We start from the raw sequence: 17,717 nt of genomic DNA, 5'->3' as shown, positions 1-17,717 counted from the left end.
TCACGGTGCTCTTATGAAAGAAGATGACTGTATTTGCTCCATAGTTTAACGCCACGAAAATTTTCAAAAACAACTGAACATAATACCAAAGGAGATGACCGCAAAATGACGATTAATAAACGAATTCTTTCTATAGTAATGCTGCTTTTAATGAGCGCTATGCTGATGGCTTGTGGGGATGATGCTAAGAGTAATAACTCAAATACATCCTCTGAAGATCCAGGTGAACCTCAGGACGGCGGTAAGGTCGTTGGGGCACTTGGTACTGCACCAGGCGGTGTGTTCAACCCGATTTTTTACACTGATGCCTATGAAGAAAAAATGCTTGAACTGACACATGAAAGTCTTGTGACTCAGAACGATCAACTGGAATTTGTCCCACAGCTTGCTGAGGACTGGACCATTAATGACGACCAGACAGAAATCACATTTAACATTCGCGAAGGTGTTAAATGGCATGACGGGGAAGAGTTTACGGCTGAAGATGTTGTGTTTACGTATCAGACGCTGATGGATCCGGAGTATGTAGCATCCGGCGGTCTTAGAACGATTTTTGTAGAACCGCTGAAGGATTACGACGCATACAGTTCTGGTGATTCAGACGCATTTGAAGCTGTTGTTGCTGAGGATGATTACACAGTTACATTCAAATTTGAAAATGCCAATGCGAACTTGCTTTATTATACGAGCTTTCCACTGATTCCGGAGCATGTATTCGGCGATATGGCGATTGCGGATGTCATCAGTTCACCTGAATCAAAAGATCCTGAGAAAATTATTGGTACCGGACCATTCAAGTTCGACAGTATGGTTGAGCGTGAAAGCTATGAAATGGTACGAAATGAAGACTACTGGCAAGGCAAGCCGCATCTTGATGGTGTGGAATGGAAAGTGGTTGATACATCGGTCATGATCGGTCTTTTGGAAAAAGGCGAGATCGACTTTATCGCTCAGCCCGACAACATTCCGGAAGCAGACTTTGAACAAATTGAGCAAAACGACAATATAGAAACGATTAAACAGCCAGACTTTGCGATTCATGTGCTGGGCTTTAAGCTGAACCACCGCACAACCAAAGACGTTAAGAATAAAACGATCGACCCGGATAACTGGGAAGAAAATGAAAAGATTTCCAATCAGAAGGTACGCCAGGCCATTGCCTATGCGGTTAACCGTGAAGGCATCATTAAAGGTTTATTGTATGGACAGGGTGAGATTGTTGAATCCCCTATTCCAAGGAAGTTCTGGGCTTATGATGAAGAAGCCGTTAAAAACTACTCGTTTGATCCTGAAAAAGCCAAGGAAATTCTCGACGAAGAAGGCTATGTTGATGTCGATGGCGACGGTATGAGAGAAGATCCTGACGGAGAAAAGTGGGTATTGAATCTGAATTATCCTGCTGAAAAAGACCGTTTTGGTCCGATTATTCAGGAACAGCTTGAAGAAGTTGGGATTAAAATCGATTTGCGTCAGCCGAAAGAGTTCTCTGCGTTTCTAGAGGAAATCGAAAATGACAACAACGACTGGGATCTATACCTAATCGGATGGGGACTGAACCGCCGTGATCCGGATCCTTCTGAGATCTATTCGATTAAAACACCTTACAACTATGCGCGTTGGAACAATGAAGAAGCCAATGAGCTGTTGAAGCAAGCGACAGAAGGCCCGAAATCGTTTGAGCAAGAAGAACGGGCGAAGCTTTATTCAGAATGGCAAGGGATCTTCTCACGTGATTTACCTGAGCTGATTTTGTATGAAGAGCAAGCGCTTTGGGGCTATAACAAGCGTATGCACGGCATTGACCCGCTGCCATTTACAATGTATCACAATGCACATGAATGGTGGGTCAGCAAATAATTCAAGACTAAATGGGGGGAGGCATCATCCCTCCTTCCCAATCATTTTAAAAAAGGGGTGATGGAATGGCTCAATATATTATCAGAAGAATTCTTGTGTTTATCCCGATGCTGCTGATCTTGACTGTGATTATATTTGCACTTGCGAAAGCGGCACCAGGGGATCCTTTCACAAAAAACATCGACCCGAGCATTGATCCGGAAATATATGAACAGCAAAAAGAAGCACTTGGATTGAATGATCCATTGCCTATTCAGTATTTTAATTGGCTGGGCGGCTTTGTTAAAGGTGACTTTGGCGAGTCGATTCAATATAAAGGCCGCTCTGTTGAAAGTATTGTTGGCGAACGCATCACAAATACGATTTATCTGAGCTTGTTTGCACTTGTGATTACTTTTATATTTGCAATCCCGATTGGCTTGTATTCCGCCAGACGCCCCTATTCGCTATTGGATTACACAGCGACAACATTTGGTTTTCTCGGACTGGCGATACCGAATTTCTTCTTTGGTCTTGTGGCGATTTATGTGTTTTCAATCAATCTGGACTGGTTTCCTGCACAAGGGTCTATTTCCGGTGACAGTGAAGGGTTTGGACGTGTGCTGGACAGACTCCATCACCTGATTCTTCCGGGCTTCACGTTGGGACTTGCCGGTATCGCTACATATATGCGCTACGTGCGTTCTGAAGTGCTGGACATTATGAAGAGCGACTATATCCGGACAGCCCAAGCCAAGGGGATGAGCGAATCGAACATTTTGTATAAACATACCTTGCGCAATGCGCTTATTCCGATCGTTACACTGCTCGGATTTGAGTTGGGCGTTCTGTTATCGGGAGCAGTCATTACAGAACAGGTCTTTAATTACCCTGGCTTAGGTACGTTGTTTATTGATTCCATAGTGAATCGGGATTACCCGGTCATTATGGCCATTAACCTGCTGCTTGGTGTGACGATACTCGTTGGAAATTTGGTCGCTGACATCTTATACAGTCTGGTTGATCCTAGAATTCGATATGATTGAGAGGTGATTGGATGAGTCAAAACAATCAGGATACAGCACTAGATTTAGGGAACGAACTCATAGAAAAACCGAAAACACCCCGTCAGATGGCGTTTGAACGCTTTATGCAGAATAAGCTGGCGGTGCTGGGCACGGTTGTGTTGGTTTTAATCGTTTTGATGGCAGTCTTTGCGCCATTACTCACGGAATATGACCCGACTAAGAGTGATTTAATGCTCGTGGAACAAGGGCCGTCAAGTGACCATATTCTTGGGACAGACGGTTCTGGCCGTGATAATTTTTCCCGTTTGCTGTACGGGGCGCGCATCTCTTTGATTGTTGGGTTCAGTGCCATGCTGTTCACGCTGGTTTTCGGGATATTAACAGGCGCGGTGTCCGGGTATTATGGCGGTAAAATTGACGCATTGATCATGCGTGCGGCCGACTTGGTGTATGCACTGCCATTTTTCGTTCTGGCGTTAACGATCATTTCCATTGTGGAAGAAGTGACAATCGGAATTTTCGTAACCGTCATTGCGTTTACGACTTGGCCTAACTTGGCACGGATTATTCGCGGAACATTTTTGAGCTTGCGGGAACAGGAATTTATTATGAGTGCCAAAGCGATTGGTGCCGGAGACCTGCGCACGATTTTTAGACACTTTCTCCCAAATGCGATCGGACCGATTGTCGTCAATGCCACCTTAATGATGGCAACGATGATCATTATCGAGTCCGGTATGAGCTTTATCGGAATGGGCATTCCGCAGCCGACACCGACATGGGGCAATATGATCTCGGAAGCGCAAAACATCCGAATTTTGCGGGGACATCCCGAAGCATGGCTGCCGCCAGGATTGCTGATCCTGCTGACGGTACTGTCGATCAATTTCATTGGTGACGGATTGCGTGACGCTTTTGATCCCAAGAGTGATCAGCAATAAGATTTTATATGAACTACAACAGGGGTAATGTATAATAATGGCAAACAATGGATGGACTTGGGGGAGAGATCTGTGAATACGAAACGCAAGGAGATTCAAAAGGCGAGAATGTGGAAATATTTTCTGGAGGCAACAGAAGAAATCATTGAAGACAAAGGCCTGCATAATATGACCATTCGGGAGATCGCCGACAGAGCGGGGTATACCAGTTCAACTGTCTATAACTATTTTGAAGATCTGTCACATCTGAAATTTTTTGCAGTCATGCGCTATACCCAGCCGTACATCAATGAGCTGCCGGAGTATATGGCGCTTGGACAGACGACGATTGATAAATGGCTGTATGCCTGGGAGTGCTTTTGCAAGCATTCGTTTCAGCTGCCGGAGATCTATTCGCTTCTTTATATCGATAACCTGGGTAAGGTTGCGGATGAGCTTGTTCAGCAATACTATCAGATTTACCAAAATGAATTGATTGGATTAAGCGAAGATGTGCAGTTGATTATCAGCCAGCACAACATCGCGACACGGAGCTCGCTTTTTATCAAGCCGGCTGCTGAGGAAGGTTTTATCAGAGAAGAAGACGTCGGTTATATCGCCGACACGACGATGCTGATTTGGACGGGAATGCTGACCAATGTGCTGAATTTAAGACGCAATTGCACGAAGGAAGAGGCAGCTGCACAAACCATGTCCTATATTGAGCAATCCATTTTGAACACCATTATTCCTGAAAAACGGGACACCATTACGTATACGTACAAAAAAGAAAGATTCTAAGAATGATCCTTGTATCAGGAGGCAATGAGCATGAATAGACGTACTAGAAAAGGCTTGATATTGGGCGGAACGCTATTGCTCGGCGGACTTGGCTTGCTGCTCAATCGGAAAAAACAGTCCGACGCAGCTGACCGCCTCCCAACAAATAGCACTGCTCCGGCCCATTCTTTTAAAAAAGCAATTCGAGAAACCGTCTGGGTCCAAACCGAAGTCGACAGTGACAACGACGGGCGTCATGATTTTGTTAAAGTGGAGATCATCAGACCAAAAGCAACGGCTGACGGGTTACAAGTGCCTGTCATATACAATATGAGCCCTTACAACACTGAGATTCCGTATCCCAAATACTACAACGTTGATGAAAAGCACGGCGGTCCGCGTCCGGCTTTTACGGAAAAATATCATTATGATGCGTACTTTGTGAAGCGCGGCTATGCGATTGTCAATGCCAGCAGCATCGGATCAAAAGGATCTGACGGCTGCCCGACGATCGGGGACAGACAGGAAATCCTTGCTGCTACAGCTGTTGTGGACTGGCTGAATGGCCGGGCCTCTGCAGTAGATGAAAAGCAGCGTCCGGTTCAGGCGGATTGGACGACAGGGAAAACGGGGATGATTGGTCTGTCTTATGAAGGCACCATCCCAAATGGCGCAGCGCTTGAAGGGGTTAAAGGTCTTGAGACGATTGTTCCGATTGGCGCGATCAGCAATTGGTATGATTATTACCGGGCGAATGGCGCGGTCGTGGCTCCGGGCGGCTACCAAGGTGACGATGCTGACCGGCTGGCTCGCGGTGTTTTAACGCGTGAGGATGCGGATGTCTGCAAGCCTTGCATTGAACAAATGGTGCATGATCAGGACCGTGCTTCGGGGAGTTATAACGACTTTTGGGATGCACGCAATTATTTAAAAGATATGTCGACCATCAAAGCAAGTGTTTTCGTTGTGCATGGTTTGAACGATATGAATGTAAAGAGAAAGCAATTTGCCCAATGGTGGGAAGGGCTCAAAGCGCATGACGTGCCTCGCAAGCTCTGGCTGCATCAAGGCGGTCACATCGATCCGAAAAAGAATGGCGGCAAGTCTTGGATTCAGACGTTGCATCGCTGGTTTGATTACTGGCTGTATGACATCGATAACGGCATTATGGACGAGCCTCAAGTGACGGTGCAAAGGGAAGATGGATCATGGGTGCATGAAAGCAACTGGCCGCATGAACATGCCGAGGCAAGGACGTTTTATTTGAATGAAGCGGGCTTGAGTGAGGAAGCATTAGGCGAGACAGACGCTTCAATGGCGCTTGTGGACGACCCTTATAAGAAACCGGAAAAGCTGATTAAGAATCCTGATAAAAAAATGAAACACAGGCTGGCTTATGTGATGCCGACGCTGACAGAAACAATGCGTCTGAGCGGCTTCCCAAGACTTAAGATTGAAGCCAGTGTGGATGAACCGACAGCACGGCTGACCGCATTACTCGTGGACTACGGTCCGAAAGAGCCGGTCATTGTGACGAGAGGCTGGATGGACCTCGGGCATGTGCATTCACTTAGCAAACCCGAGGCATTGGATAGCGATCAAACGTATACATTTTCATGGGATATGGAACCGCATGATTATGTGTTTCAAAAAGGACACCAAATTGGTCTGGTTCTAATGTCCAGTGACAAAGATTATACGATCAGGCCGGTAGAACGGGCTGAAATCACGGTATATTGCGGCAAAAGCCAGATTGAGCTGCCGCTTGCCAAGCATCAATGACATACATTTTTAGGAGTGACATACATGGTTTTTAACGTATCAGATACAGGAGACAGACACATCAAGACAGATTTTCCCCGTGAAATCGAGAAATGGGAACTCGTCTGGATTCCAATGTCCGACGGTGCCAAACTGGCAGCCACGATTTGGCTGCCGAAAGATGCGGAACAACATCCGGTTCCGGCGATTTTAGAGTATCTGCCCTACCGAAAAGATGATTTTACAGCGATCCGTGACTCGATTCGCCATCCGTATTTTGCCGGGCATGGGTATGCGAGCATCCGTGTCGACATCAGGGGAACGGGAAACTCAGACGGTTATCTGCCAGATGAATATACGAAACAGGAACATGACGATGCGCTGGAAGTGTTTGATTGGATCAACGCTCAGCCGTGGTCAACCGGGTCAATTGGCATGATCGGTAAATCGTGGGGCGGCTTTAATGGTCTGCAGGTCGCTGCCAGACAACACCCGGCTCTAAAAACGATCATTTCCTTATGCTCAACAGACGACCGGTATGGGGATGATGTGCATTATCGCGGCGGTAATGTGCTGGCTTCTGACATGCTGTGGTGGGCATCGACCATGTTTGCGTATAGTGCCCGTCCGCAAGACCCTGAAGTCGTGGGGGACAGCTGGAAAGAGAATTGGATTGAGCGGCTGAACACGACGCCATATGTCAATGAATGGATGAGCCATCAGCGCCGTGATGATTACTGGAAACACGGGTCTGTTTGTGAAGACTACTCCGACGTCAAAGTTCCTGTTCTGACCGTGAGCGGCTGGCAGGATGGTTATACAGACGCTGTATTCCGCATTATCGAAAACATCCCGGGTTCCAAAGGGATTATCGGGCCATGGGCACATGAGTATCCTGAAGTTGCGACCCCAGACCCAACCATTGGCTTTTTGCAGGAATGTCTGCGCTGGTGGGACCAGTGGCTGAAGGGGATCGACACCGGCGTTACTGAAGAGCCTTTGCTGCGGTCTTACATTCAGGAAAGCGCCCCGCCACAAGTGAATTATGATGAACGTCCAGGCAAATGGGTGGCTGACACCGCGTGGCCATCGAAGCAAATGGCTGAGCGGAAGTTGTTTTTACAGGCTGATGGCGGCTTGACCGATCAAGCTGATGAAAAAACTGCGGAAATGCTCATTCCGAGTGTACAGGAACATGGCTATTATGCGGGTGTTTATTGTCCATTCGGCGAGCCAGGGGATTTGCCGTCAGATCAAAGGCTGGAAAATGGCAAGGCGGTCGTGTTCACATCAGAGGCATTTGAGAAACCGACCGATTTGCTTGGCCATCCGCACCTGGATCTCGCATTTGCATCGGATCAGCCAAATGCGCTTGTGACCGTACGCCTGAACGATAAAGCACCAACTGGAGAATCGACTCTACTCAGCTGGGGCATGTTGAATCTGAACCATCTTGAGTCTCATGAACATCCGGAATCACTCGTGCCAGGCGAAATCTACCATGCAAGTGTGAAGCTCGACAGCCTCGGCCAAACCATTCCGGCTGGCCATAAGCTGGAAGTAGCTGTATCACCAACGTATTGGCCACAAGCCTGGCCATCACCAAAGCCTGTCAGTTTGGAACTGTTAACAGGCGAGAAAGGCTGTGCACTGCGGCTGCCAGTCCGGACACCGAATCCTGAGCTGGATGCAACCGTTCATTTTGAAACGTCCGAGACGGCACCTGTCATTGACCGGGAGATTCTGCGTGAAGAAACGCGCAACCGGGAAGTGAGCCACAATACGATTACAAACGAATGGAAGCTAGAGGACTATTCTGATGAAGGTGAACGTTTGCTGCCCCATAACGGCATCAAACACGGCAGCATCAACAAGAACACCTATTACATTACATCAGGTGATCCTTTATCAGCCCGTGTCACATGTGATTGGGAGATGACAGTCGGGCGCGAAGGCTGGGATATTAAAATTCTGACCCACAGCGAAATGACCAGCGACGAAACCGACTTTCACCTGGTCAACACACTAACCGCCTACCATAACGGCGAACACTTCTTCTCAAGAACCTGGAACAAAACCATCCCACGCGACTTTCAATAAGAAGTGCGCGTGTGGAGTGGAGGGGAGCCGGGAAGAAGAGGAAGGGAAATCGTGAAAGAAAAACCCGAAGAAAAAGAAAAACCGGGAAGAGAAGAAAATTCGGGAAGTGCCTGTCACTTCCCGAAATATGTCGAATGATCTTTTGAAGGCCAGAAGGAAGTCACCCATGGGCGGCTTCCTTCTGGCTTTTTGATGTGCTTGGGATTGTTGTGGTGATGAGGGAGGGGGTTCGTTGGATAGGATGCTGTCTTGCTTTGATAGAGAGCGTTCTTCGTTTGATAGAATGAGGTTTTGCTTGGATAGAAGGGGTTTTGCGTTGGATAGGAAGTGTTCTTCGTGTGATAGAGTGGTTTTTTCCTTTGATAGATGGTGCTCTTCGTTGGATAGAGCTGCCTTTTTCTGGTGAGAGATATCATGTTCCGACACAGAAGAGTTTCGCGCTTCATTTGGAACACAAAAAACCAGAAGCGCCCTCTGCCCGAGCAGCAGAGGCACGCTTCTGGTTCACTCATTTCTCATCTATTCACGCATCAACTTATTCACTCTTCCCAAAGCCACCAACAGACATATACTTCGTCACCAGGTAAGGTTCGATGCCTTCCTGTCCGCCTTCACGGCCCATGCCGCTTTCTTTCATGCCGCCGAATGGGGCGTGGGCAGCGGAAATTCCGGTGTCGTTCCAGCCGACGATGCCGAAGTCGAGGGCATCGTGCAGGTACGTGCCTGTCCGGTAGTCGTTCGTGAAGAAGTAGGCTGCGAGTCCGTATGGTGTGTCATTCGCGATATCCACTGCTGCTTCGAGATCTCTGAACGTCATGATCGGTGCGACGGGACCAAAAGTTTCCTCGTGCATGATCGTCATGTCGAGCGTCACATCGGTCAAGACGGTCGGCTGCACGAAAAAGTAGCCTTTGTCGCGATCAATGTTGTACTGATCGCCGGCAGTAACTTCAGCGCCTTTGTCGACCGCATCGTCGACTTGCTTTTTGATCTTGTCATAACCGTCTTCGTTGATGATCGGGCCGACTTGCACGCCGTCTTCCATGCCGTTTCCGACTTTCAGCGCTTTGACTTTTTCCGAAAACTTCTCAGTAAACTCTTCGGCTATAGATTCGTGGACGAGCAGTCGGTTTGCGCACACGCACGTCTGACCCGAGTTGCGGAATTTATTGTTTAGCGCCTGTTCGACAGCGACGTCAACATCCGCGTCCTTGGCCACAATAAATGGTGCATGGCCACCGAGTTCCATCGTCACATGCTTCACAGTGTCTGCGCTGCCTTTGATCAGCTTTTTCCCGACTGCGGTTGAGCCGGTGAATGTGATTTTTCGGACGTATGGGCTCTCAGTAAACAGCTCGCCCGCGACTTTTCCAGAAGTATTCACATACTGGATCACGTCTTTCGGAACGCCCGCTTCATGCGCAAGGTCGATGAACCGCATGCCTGAGAGCGGTGTATCAGATGCCGGTTTCACGACGAACGTGCAGCCTGCTGCCAAGGCTGGCGCTGCTTTACGTGCCATCATCGCCGTTGGAAAATTCCACGGTGTGATCGCTGCGACGGGTCCGACCGGTTGCTGGGTCACCAGGATCCGTTTGTCTGGTGTATTGGCCGGAATCGTCTTGCCGTAAATGCGCTTGGCTTCCTCGGCATACCAATCCAGGTATTCGGTCGAGTAGGTGACCTCGCCGCGCGATTCCTTCAGCGGCTTGCCGTTTTCCTTCGTCATCAGCTCGGCAAGCTCCTCGGTGTGCTCCTTCACTTTCGCCGACCAGGCTTTAATCAGCGCTGAGCGGTCATGTGCGTCACGCGCAGACCAATCTGCAAATGCGCGGTGGCTCCGCTCGAGTGCGTCGTTCACCTGATCTTCCGTATGCTGCTCAATCGTCTCAACTTTTTCCCCGGTGGCCGGGTTTTTCACAGTCAATGTATCTGCCATTTCCATCACTCCTTTGGAAAATGTATTCAGCACGATCCGCGCATATTTGGCGAAACGCTTCTATTAAATGTCTCTCCAAAGTGAGTATTCCCGTTAGTGGAAATGTAAAACAAATGTGTCCAAGTAGGCTAGCATACCAATGCATTAGATTCTAGGAAGCCGGCCTCTTCAGACACAATTTTACAGTCGATCAAGCAGAGAAGTGGCGATGGTAAAATAGATCAGCAGACCGGTAATGTCATTCAGGGTGGTGATAAATGGCCCGGATGCGATGGCAGGGTCGAATTTCAGTTTGTTAATGACCAATGGAACGACCGAGCCAATCACAGCTGAAATACTCAGCGTGCACAGAATCGATACCCCTACAATAAAAGCAATCAGCCATTCCCCGTAAATGAGTGGAATAATGCCGAGCACGATGATCATACAGAGCAGTCCGATCAGAAAGCCGGTGCTGAATTCACGCCGGATCATCCTCCAGAACTTGCCGTGTTCGACCGTTCCAAGTGCAAGTCCTCGAACGGAAACAGCGAGCGACTGGGTCCCAACATTTCCGGCTGAATCCATAATCATCGGAATGAACACGGCCAGCAGTACGATCTGTTCAAGCGTGTCTTCAAAGCGACCAATTACGCCCGCGGTGATCAGTCCGAAAAACATTAATGTAATAATCCATGGCGTCCGCTTCTTGGCGGCGGTAAAAGCACTTAGCTGCAGATCCGTGGCTCCTTTGGTCGCGGAAATTTCCCCGAAATCCTCTGTCGTTTCCAGTTCAATGATATCAATTACGTCATCTACCGTGACAATGCCGAGCAGCTGCTGTGCCTCGGTCACAACCGGTACCGCCAGTAGGTCATACTTCTGAATGACTTTTGCTACGTCTTCCTGGTCCATATCGTCAGGCACCGACACGACCTGCCTGCTCATGATGTTGGTGATCGGCTCATCCGGCGCCGCAGTGATCAAATCCCGTAGCGACACAACTCCCGCCAGCGCACCAGCCTCATCGACCACATAATTATAATAGATAATTTCCGCACCCGGTGCTTCTTTGCGCAGGTGTTCGATCACCTGTTCAGCGCTGTCAGCCGACGATATAGTCACAAACTCTTTTGTCAGAATCGCCCCAGCTGTTTCTGGTTCATACGCCAAAAGCGTTTCGATTTTTTTAGCCTTTTCAGGCGCCATTTTTTTGAGGAAATTCGCCGCTTGCTCCTCATCGATGTCATTTAAAAACATGACCACATCATCGGTGAACATGTGGTTGAGCACCTCGGAAAAATAGCCCTCATCCATTTCCTCAAAAAATAAAACCTGGTTCTTAACCTCGAGCCCGTCATAAAGCACCGCCAGCTCATCAGGCGCCAGGTATGCATACACCTGCTGACGCTCAGCCGCATCAAATCTTAGAAACGTATCCGCCTGATCAGCAGGATGCAGCTCTAAAAATGATGTACGAAACAGAGCCTCTTGCTTGGCATGCAGAGCATTCAACACTGCCTCAATATATGGCTCACGATTGTTTTTTCTCAACCTAATCATAAAAACCCTCCTCTCGCCACTTACAATGTGTCTGTAGTTAACTTATCACAGTTGGGGCAGAGAGGGCTAGGAACCGGATATCGGTTTTGATTTTTTTAAAATGGCGGTATACTATTTATTTAGAAGAGGTATGGATGCAAGGAGGTTTTTATGGATGTCTAAAGTGATGATTACGGAGGCTTTGGATGCTTTTTTGAAAGCACAACAGAAGAGGCTGAAGCGTCCGACTTACAACGGGTATTATTCAGTCATCGAGCTGTTTGAGGTTTATTTGAATGGTTATGGATACATGATGTTAGATGAAGCAGAAGCGCGTGAATGGGAAAAGCGTTCCGAGTCAGATCCAGACTGTTTCGTTAAAATGTTTGGTTTGGATGAAATTTCAGCCTCTGAGTATGCTGAGTTCTTCGAGTATTTTATCGTACGAAAAGTCGCAAGTGGTCCCTCGTTCATGAAAACAGCCGTGCGTGTGATGAAAAAACTGACGAAGTGGCTGCATGAAAACAGCTATATTACTGATGAACATTTTCAGGATTTAATGGGTTACTTTAAGAACGACAAAACGGCATCACTGCCGAATGCCGAAAAAGCAGCTGAATTGATCTATGAAAAAACACAGCAAACACCAAACAGAAACTATCAGGAAGTTACAGATGGACAATTTATAATTAAAAAGATAGAAAATAGTGAATTATGGCTGGTGGATTTCTTAGAAGAAGGACCACCGACCGGCCCAGTAGTTGCGACCAGGCAAATCACCGAGCTCCTGCAAGAAGGCTGGGAGCTCAATCTCGCTATCGGAAAATACCAAGACAAATGGTACATACTAGAAAGCGGAACCGTCTACCCAAATTAAGAAGTGCCAGCACTTCCCGGTGCCTGTCACTTCCCGAATTATGTCGAAGGGGCTCTGAAATTTTCAATTCAAACAAAAGCCAGAGGGAAGTCGCCAAGCTGGGATCGCTTCCCTCTGGCTTTTAACAGTGCGGTTCCTCGGATAGGACGGCGTCTTCGTATGATAGAAGGTGTTCTTGCTTGGATAGCCGGTGTGCTTGCTCTGATAGAGTGCGTTCTTCGTTTGATAGAACCGATACTTCATTGGATAGATGAGATTCTTGCTCTGATAGAACCGGTTCTTCCTTTGATAGAGCCAGTGCTTCGTCCGATAGATGAGGCTTTTGCTTTGATAGAACGCGATCTTCGTTTGATAGCCTCTCCACGCATCACCATTTTCACTCCCCATTCACGGCTTTTCAACTAAAAATGGTTTAAATTTCCTTTCACCCTCAAGTTATGCTATCTTATTTTTAATAGATAAAAAGGAGTGACTCAATTGTCAGGTAAACCCCGCACCAAACCTCCCGTTCTATTGTGTTATGAAGCGCTGTTCCGAAGTTTAAAACCCCGTTATCGAGAGCACCCCAAATTGCTCAGTGAATACGGAAAGCACGTGGCCGGTTACCAGGGAGAACAGGCCGTGGACTACGCTGCCTCAATTTCCCCGTTGAAAAATGCAGCATATTATAGGGGACTGCGGCTTTTAAATGGACGATTCCCTTTTCAAATGGATACGAAAATTGTCACGCCGGCGTTTCAGCTCATCATTGAAATCAAAAACATGACAGGTGAACTTGCATATGACAGCCTGCACCATCAATTTATTCAAACGGTCGGAGCTGATAAAAAGCGTCAGCGCAACCCCATTCAACAGGTCACACAGCAAAAAATGCACCTCCAATCTTGGTTGCAAAACTTCAATCTCCCACTCATGCCGATCGAAACCCTCACCGTCGTCAGCAATCCAAATGCCATCCTGCATAACATTCATGAAGCACCTGATGTTCAAAATAAACTTATTCATGTGGAATCCCTCCCGCAAAAACTTCAAGAAATCGAGAAAAAATATCCTCAACGTCTGCTAACACGCCAGCAGCAACTCAACCTGGATCGCCTGCTCAATTCAAGTGACAAACCGCATCACCCTGACCTTGTCAGCATGTTTGGACTTCAGGAGGATCACTTTATTCAAGGAATTCCTTGTGAAAAATGCGACCATTCTCCAATGGAAAGACTACGCGTGAAATGGTCATGTCCCCGATGCGGTCATACTTCGATTGACGCTCATGTACGCGTCATATTGGATTATTTTCTTTTACGGAAACCTACTATATCAAACAGTGAATGCCGTGAGTTGCTGCAGCTCAGCATGGCGAGCACTGCATATCATTTGTTAAACGCACTTGATTTAAAGAAAACCGGACATGGGCGGTGGCGTGTCTACCATGCGCCTCCGTTCAATGCGTTCCCGCAAACGGACGAGCCGCCTTCACAACGGCATAACTCTTTTAATCATATAAAATTGTGAAGCATTTGCGATGGAGGGATGAGACTACATTTCTAATAAAAGCCAGAAGGAGCCGCCAAGCCGTGGGCACTTCCTTCTGGCTTTTGCTTGTGGGCTTGCTTTGATAGGATCACATCTTCGTATGATAGAAGTCGCTTTTGCTCTGATAGACTGCATGCTTGCTCCGATAGAACGGGTTCTTGCTTGGATAGGGCGGATGCTTCGTGCGATAGGCGTGCTCCTTGCTTGGATAGACCGCCATCTTCCTTTGATAGCCGCAGCCGTACCTCCAGTTCAAACAGTCAAAAAGCCAGAAGGAAGTCGCCAAGCTGTGGGCACTTCCTTCTGGCTTTTGCTTGTGGGCTTGCTTTGATAGGATCACATCTTCGTATGATAGAAGTGGCTTTTGCTCTGATAGACTGCATACTTGCTTCGATAGAACGGGTTCTTGCTTGGATAGGGCGGATGCTTCGTGCGATAGGTGTGCTCCTTGCTTGGATAGAGCGCCACCTTCCTTTGATAGCCGCAGCCGCACCTCCAATTCACACAAACAATAAAGCCAGAAGGAAGCCGCCAAGCCGTGGGCGCTTCCTTCTGGCTCTTGTTATTTCCGAGCCCGCTTACCGCCGAAGTAGAATAGACCCGCAAACAGGCCGGTCAGACTCATGACGGTTGCGAAGATCAGGAATGGGTATGGTCCGAACTCGAATATGAGCGGGACGGAGAGTGCGGTCACGAGTCCGCCGCCGAGGAAGGGCTCATAGATGAGTTGTTTGTACCCGAATGCTTCGAATGCTGGTGATTTGTTATCGGGATCGACGACACGCATGAGCAGCAGACCTGTGGCGGTGATCCCGCTTGACTGACCAAAGTCGCCGATGCCGCGTTCGAACCAGTAGTCTGGGATCATGCGTTTGGCGAATACGAGGAAACCAAACACGTTCCACAGAATACCGGCTACAGCGAGCACCATAAATGGTACGAAATATTCACCGATCACATCGAGCGAAACCGTTCCGACAGCTGCCAAAATCAGGACGTCGAGCGCAAAGCCCTGAATCCGGTTGATCATCTGCCGGTCCAGCACATGCGCGTTATCAATTTTTCCGAGAATGCCTTGCAAAATAATGCCGCCGATCATGGCGAGCGGAAAGAGGGGTATGTAGGTCATGAACTCAGACCCGGTTGCCGCACCCCATGTCAGCGCCTCAATCCAGACGAGCATTTTTTGCAGTAAAAAGCCGATCAGTACGGCCAGCGCGACGAAACCAAAGTGAAGCGCTAGGGGTTCGATCGATTCTGGACGCACGGTCAAATCCGCAGCTGGTTCGCGGTTTTCATACTCCATAATGCCTTTCTTTCGGAGTGTTGAGAAGCCTTGCACGTCCTCAATGACCTTCGTTTTCTGCTTGCGTACGCCCCAGTTGATCAGGATAATCCCGACGATCACACCTGACAGGACACCGACTGTGGCCAGGGCGACTGCCAAGTCATAACCCGCGGCAAAATTGACTTCTTCAAAGGTGCTTTTCATGCCGGCGGCCGTCCCATGACCGCCTTCAAATGCAATCTCAATCAGCGCACCCGCGATCGGCGGCACCCCGAAGAAAGGGGTAAGCAGAAGAACCGTGAGCCCAATACCGATCACATATTGGCCCCACCCGACCGTCCAGCCGAACGCCAGCTGTGGCCCGCCGATCTGCCAAATGTTTTTCAGTGACGGCAGCTTTTTTCCGAGAAATAACGTCGCAAATACAATATTAATCATCAATCCAGGAAGTGTTTCCCATACACTGACGATATTCTCGGTTAAAATGCCTGTCGACCAAAAACTGTCGTCCGACACGAAATAACCCGTGATTCTCCCAGCCACTTGTGGACCGACGAGAAGCACGAGAAAACCGGCAATGAGAGATGAGGGGAGGAACAGATTCTGCATCCATTTCACATGCACCCGCAGCCACTTGCCAATCAGGATGAAAACACCCAGATATAATATGGCAAACCCAATCTGATTCGGGGTCATACCAAACGCCTCCTTGTTCTATAACGGTAAAAAAGTCGGTTAAATTTGTTTATACCGCTCTTCCCGAAAAAGGCTAGACCGAAACAAAAGGGAAGAAGGCGGCCAAGAAAATTCGGGAAGTGACAGTCACTTCCCGAATTTTGTCGAATGGGATATTAAATTCATCTACACAAAAAAGCGAGAGGGAAGTGGTCAAACGCTGTCCGCTTCCTTCTCGCTTTTCTAAAACGCCCCGAATCCCCCTTCACCCGAGTTGACATTTCGTCATGTCTTCAATGCGATCCACAAGAGGGTGCAGTGTTCGAAGCGGGTGAGGTTGAGCTGGGTGATGGTTTCGATTTTTTTCAGCCGGTAGATGAGGGTGTTGCGGTGGATGAAGAGGGCGGCGGCTGTTTTGCTGATGTTGAGATTGTGATGGCAGTATTCTTCAAAGCTTGCAGCCAGGTCTGGAAATTGTTTATCACGATAGAGAGCTGCAAATCGTTCCGAAAGCTTCTGCTTATATCCATCATCCAATCGGTCGGGCAGCATGGACACAAGAATATCCCACTGCTGATAAGAATAGATCTCCGGCTGAATGCCGTGGTCTCGGCCGTACTCAATCAGACGTTCTGCTTCATGATAAGAGCGCGCCAAATCATCCAGTCCATCTGAAAGAGCGCCCGCCGCCATGCTGACTTTTTTCACATCATGGGCCGCGAGCAGTTTGAGCAATTGGGTACCTTTTTCCCGAAACAAGTCCAGTTCTTTCCAATAAATATCATCCGACGTGACCGCTTTGATCAGAATGATTTTTTCTGTGTTTAAGAACGCCGACAGATCTTCAGGCGTTTTTCCAAAAACAGCATCGACTGAATCTAGGAGGATCTTGCGAAAATGGGCGGTAGCGGACATATGGTGATGTTCCTGCATCCGGCGCAGCAGTGTGTCACGGAGGTCGATGACGATGCAATAGCGTTTGAGAGTAGGGTTGATTTCGAGCATGTCACAATACTGAACGACCTTCTCCCCGTCCAGTTCTTCTGCCGATAAAATATATTGAATGAAGGCGTCCAAAATCGCGCTTTCCAGGTCGTCAATGCGTTGTCTGACAGTGTCCTGCCACACCATTTCCACGTGCTGCTTCATGAGTCTGGCATAAGGCAGCACCTCGTCCGGCTCCCCGACAAGCCCGAGCACACCTTTTCTCTCATTGTCAAAATAAAGCGGTACCGCAACACCTGGGAGCACGTTTTCCATCGTACTGACGGCAGCCTTTTCAAAAATCTGTGGTATGTCGCGCTGCAGCACATCTGCTGAGGGCTCATGGTAGGTCCCGATACGCTCAGGATTGCTGTCACCGATAATCCGCCCCGTTTCATCCGTTACACTGATCGGAAATGGAGAAATATCTGTAATCGCTTTCATACTTGTTTGTAGAAATTGCACAAAGCTCTTCATC

General features: G+C 48.2%; 14 protein-coding genes. 8 read left to right on the top strand and 6 right to left on the bottom strand.

The genetic code is table 11. From position 1 onward, the window contains the following. Positions 1–105: 105 nt before the first annotated feature. The 6 genes from JNUCC1_RS04870 (at position 106) to JNUCC1_RS04845 (ending at position 8,425) form a co-directional block, all read left to right on the top strand. Entirely contained in the window at positions 106–1,857 is a 1,752-nt protein-coding gene (locus JNUCC1_RS04870) for an ABC transporter substrate-binding protein (protein WP_156644387.1), read from the top strand. A 65-nt stretch (positions 1,858–1,922) separates the two neighbouring features. Continuing rightward, the gene (locus JNUCC1_RS04865) at positions 1,923–2,882 is read left to right on the top strand and encodes an ABC transporter permease (RefSeq protein ID WP_156644386.1); all 960 of its coding nucleotides are present in this window, start codon (positions 1,923–1,925) and stop codon (positions 2,880–2,882) included. 11 nt (positions 2,883–2,893) lie between these two features. Then, positions 2,894–3,805 (top strand): oligopeptide ABC transporter permease, encoded by a 912-nt coding sequence (opp4C, locus tag JNUCC1_RS04860; RefSeq protein ID WP_156644385.1) that lies wholly within the window; start codon positions 2,894–2,896, stop codon positions 3,803–3,805. Positions 3,806–3,877: 72 nt separating this feature from the next. Further along, positions 3,878–4,585 carry a TetR/AcrR family transcriptional regulator gene (locus JNUCC1_RS04855; protein WP_331713603.1) on the top strand — a complete coding sequence of 236 codons (708 nt, stop codon included), beginning with the start codon at positions 3,878–3,880 and terminating at the stop codon, positions 4,583–4,585. 30 nt (positions 4,586–4,615) lie between these two features. Beyond that, a complete protein-coding gene (locus JNUCC1_RS04850) occupies positions 4,616–6,346 on the top strand; it encodes a Xaa-Pro dipeptidyl-peptidase (RefSeq protein WP_156644384.1) in 1,731 nt (576 codons plus the stop codon). A 24-nt stretch (positions 6,347–6,370) separates the two neighbouring features. Next, positions 6,371–8,425 carry a CocE/NonD family hydrolase gene (locus JNUCC1_RS04845; protein WP_156644383.1) on the top strand — a complete coding sequence of 685 codons (2,055 nt, stop codon included), beginning with the start codon at positions 6,371–6,373 and terminating at the stop codon, positions 8,423–8,425. A gap of 535 nt (positions 8,426–8,960) precedes the next feature. Here JNUCC1_RS04845 and JNUCC1_RS04840 read toward each other — a convergent pair. Next, positions 8,961–10,364: an NAD-dependent succinate-semialdehyde dehydrogenase gene (locus tag JNUCC1_RS04840; RefSeq protein WP_156644382.1), complete on the bottom strand. Its 1,404-nt coding sequence runs from the start codon at positions 10,362–10,364 to the stop codon at positions 8,961–8,963. Between the two features lie 180 nt (positions 10,365–10,544). Continuing rightward, positions 10,545–11,906 carry a magnesium transporter gene (mgtE, locus tag JNUCC1_RS04835; protein WP_156644381.1) on the bottom strand — a complete coding sequence of 454 codons (1,362 nt, stop codon included), beginning with the start codon at positions 11,904–11,906 and terminating at the stop codon, positions 10,545–10,547. A gap of 154 nt (positions 11,907–12,060) precedes the next feature. Between mgtE and JNUCC1_RS04830 the strand changes: the two genes are divergently transcribed. Further along, on the top strand, positions 12,061–12,762 hold the full coding sequence (locus JNUCC1_RS04830; protein WP_156644380.1) for a hypothetical protein: 702 nt from the start codon (positions 12,061–12,063) through the stop codon (positions 12,760–12,762). 121 nt (positions 12,763–12,883) lie between these two features. Here the strand turns inward: JNUCC1_RS04830 and JNUCC1_RS04825 are convergent, their stop codons facing one another. After that, positions 12,884–13,126 carry a hypothetical protein gene (locus JNUCC1_RS04825; protein ID WP_156644379.1) on the bottom strand — a complete coding sequence of 81 codons (243 nt, stop codon included), beginning with the start codon at positions 13,124–13,126 and terminating at the stop codon, positions 12,884–12,886. Positions 13,127–13,239: 113 nt separating this feature from the next. Here JNUCC1_RS04825 and JNUCC1_RS04820 point away from each other — a divergent pair, with 113 nt between their 5' ends. Further along, positions 13,240–14,271: a nuclease-related domain-containing protein gene (locus tag JNUCC1_RS04820; RefSeq protein ID WP_156644378.1), complete on the top strand. Its 1,032-nt coding sequence runs from the start codon at positions 13,240–13,242 to the stop codon at positions 14,269–14,271. Between the two features lie 109 nt (positions 14,272–14,380). Here the strand turns inward: JNUCC1_RS04820 and JNUCC1_RS18170 are convergent, their stop codons facing one another. The 3 genes from JNUCC1_RS18170 to JNUCC1_RS04805 all read right to left on the bottom strand — a co-directional run bounded on the left by JNUCC1_RS18170 (position 14,381) and on the right by JNUCC1_RS04805 (position 17,716). Further along, the gene (locus tag JNUCC1_RS18170; RefSeq protein ID WP_197431634.1) at positions 14,381–14,800 is read right to left on the bottom strand and encodes a hypothetical protein; all 420 of its coding nucleotides are present in this window, start codon (positions 14,798–14,800) and stop codon (positions 14,381–14,383) included. 54 nt (positions 14,801–14,854) lie between these two features. After that, positions 14,855–16,276 (bottom strand): sodium/glutamate symporter, encoded by a 1,422-nt coding sequence (locus tag JNUCC1_RS04810; RefSeq protein WP_156644376.1) that lies wholly within the window; start codon positions 16,274–16,276, stop codon positions 14,855–14,857. Between the two features lie 264 nt (positions 16,277–16,540). Beyond that, positions 16,541–17,716 (bottom strand): sugar diacid recognition domain-containing protein, encoded by a 1,176-nt coding sequence (locus JNUCC1_RS04805; protein WP_197431633.1) that lies wholly within the window; start codon positions 17,714–17,716, stop codon positions 16,541–16,543. Between the last annotated feature and the right edge of the window lies 1 nt (position 17,717).

This window comes from Lentibacillus sp. JNUCC-1 (assembly GCF_009741735.1).
Taxonomy (GTDB): domain Bacteria; phylum Bacillota; class Bacilli; order Bacillales; family Amphibacillaceae; genus Lentibacillus_B.
This window is presented reverse-complemented; position numbering and strand designations above follow the sequence as displayed.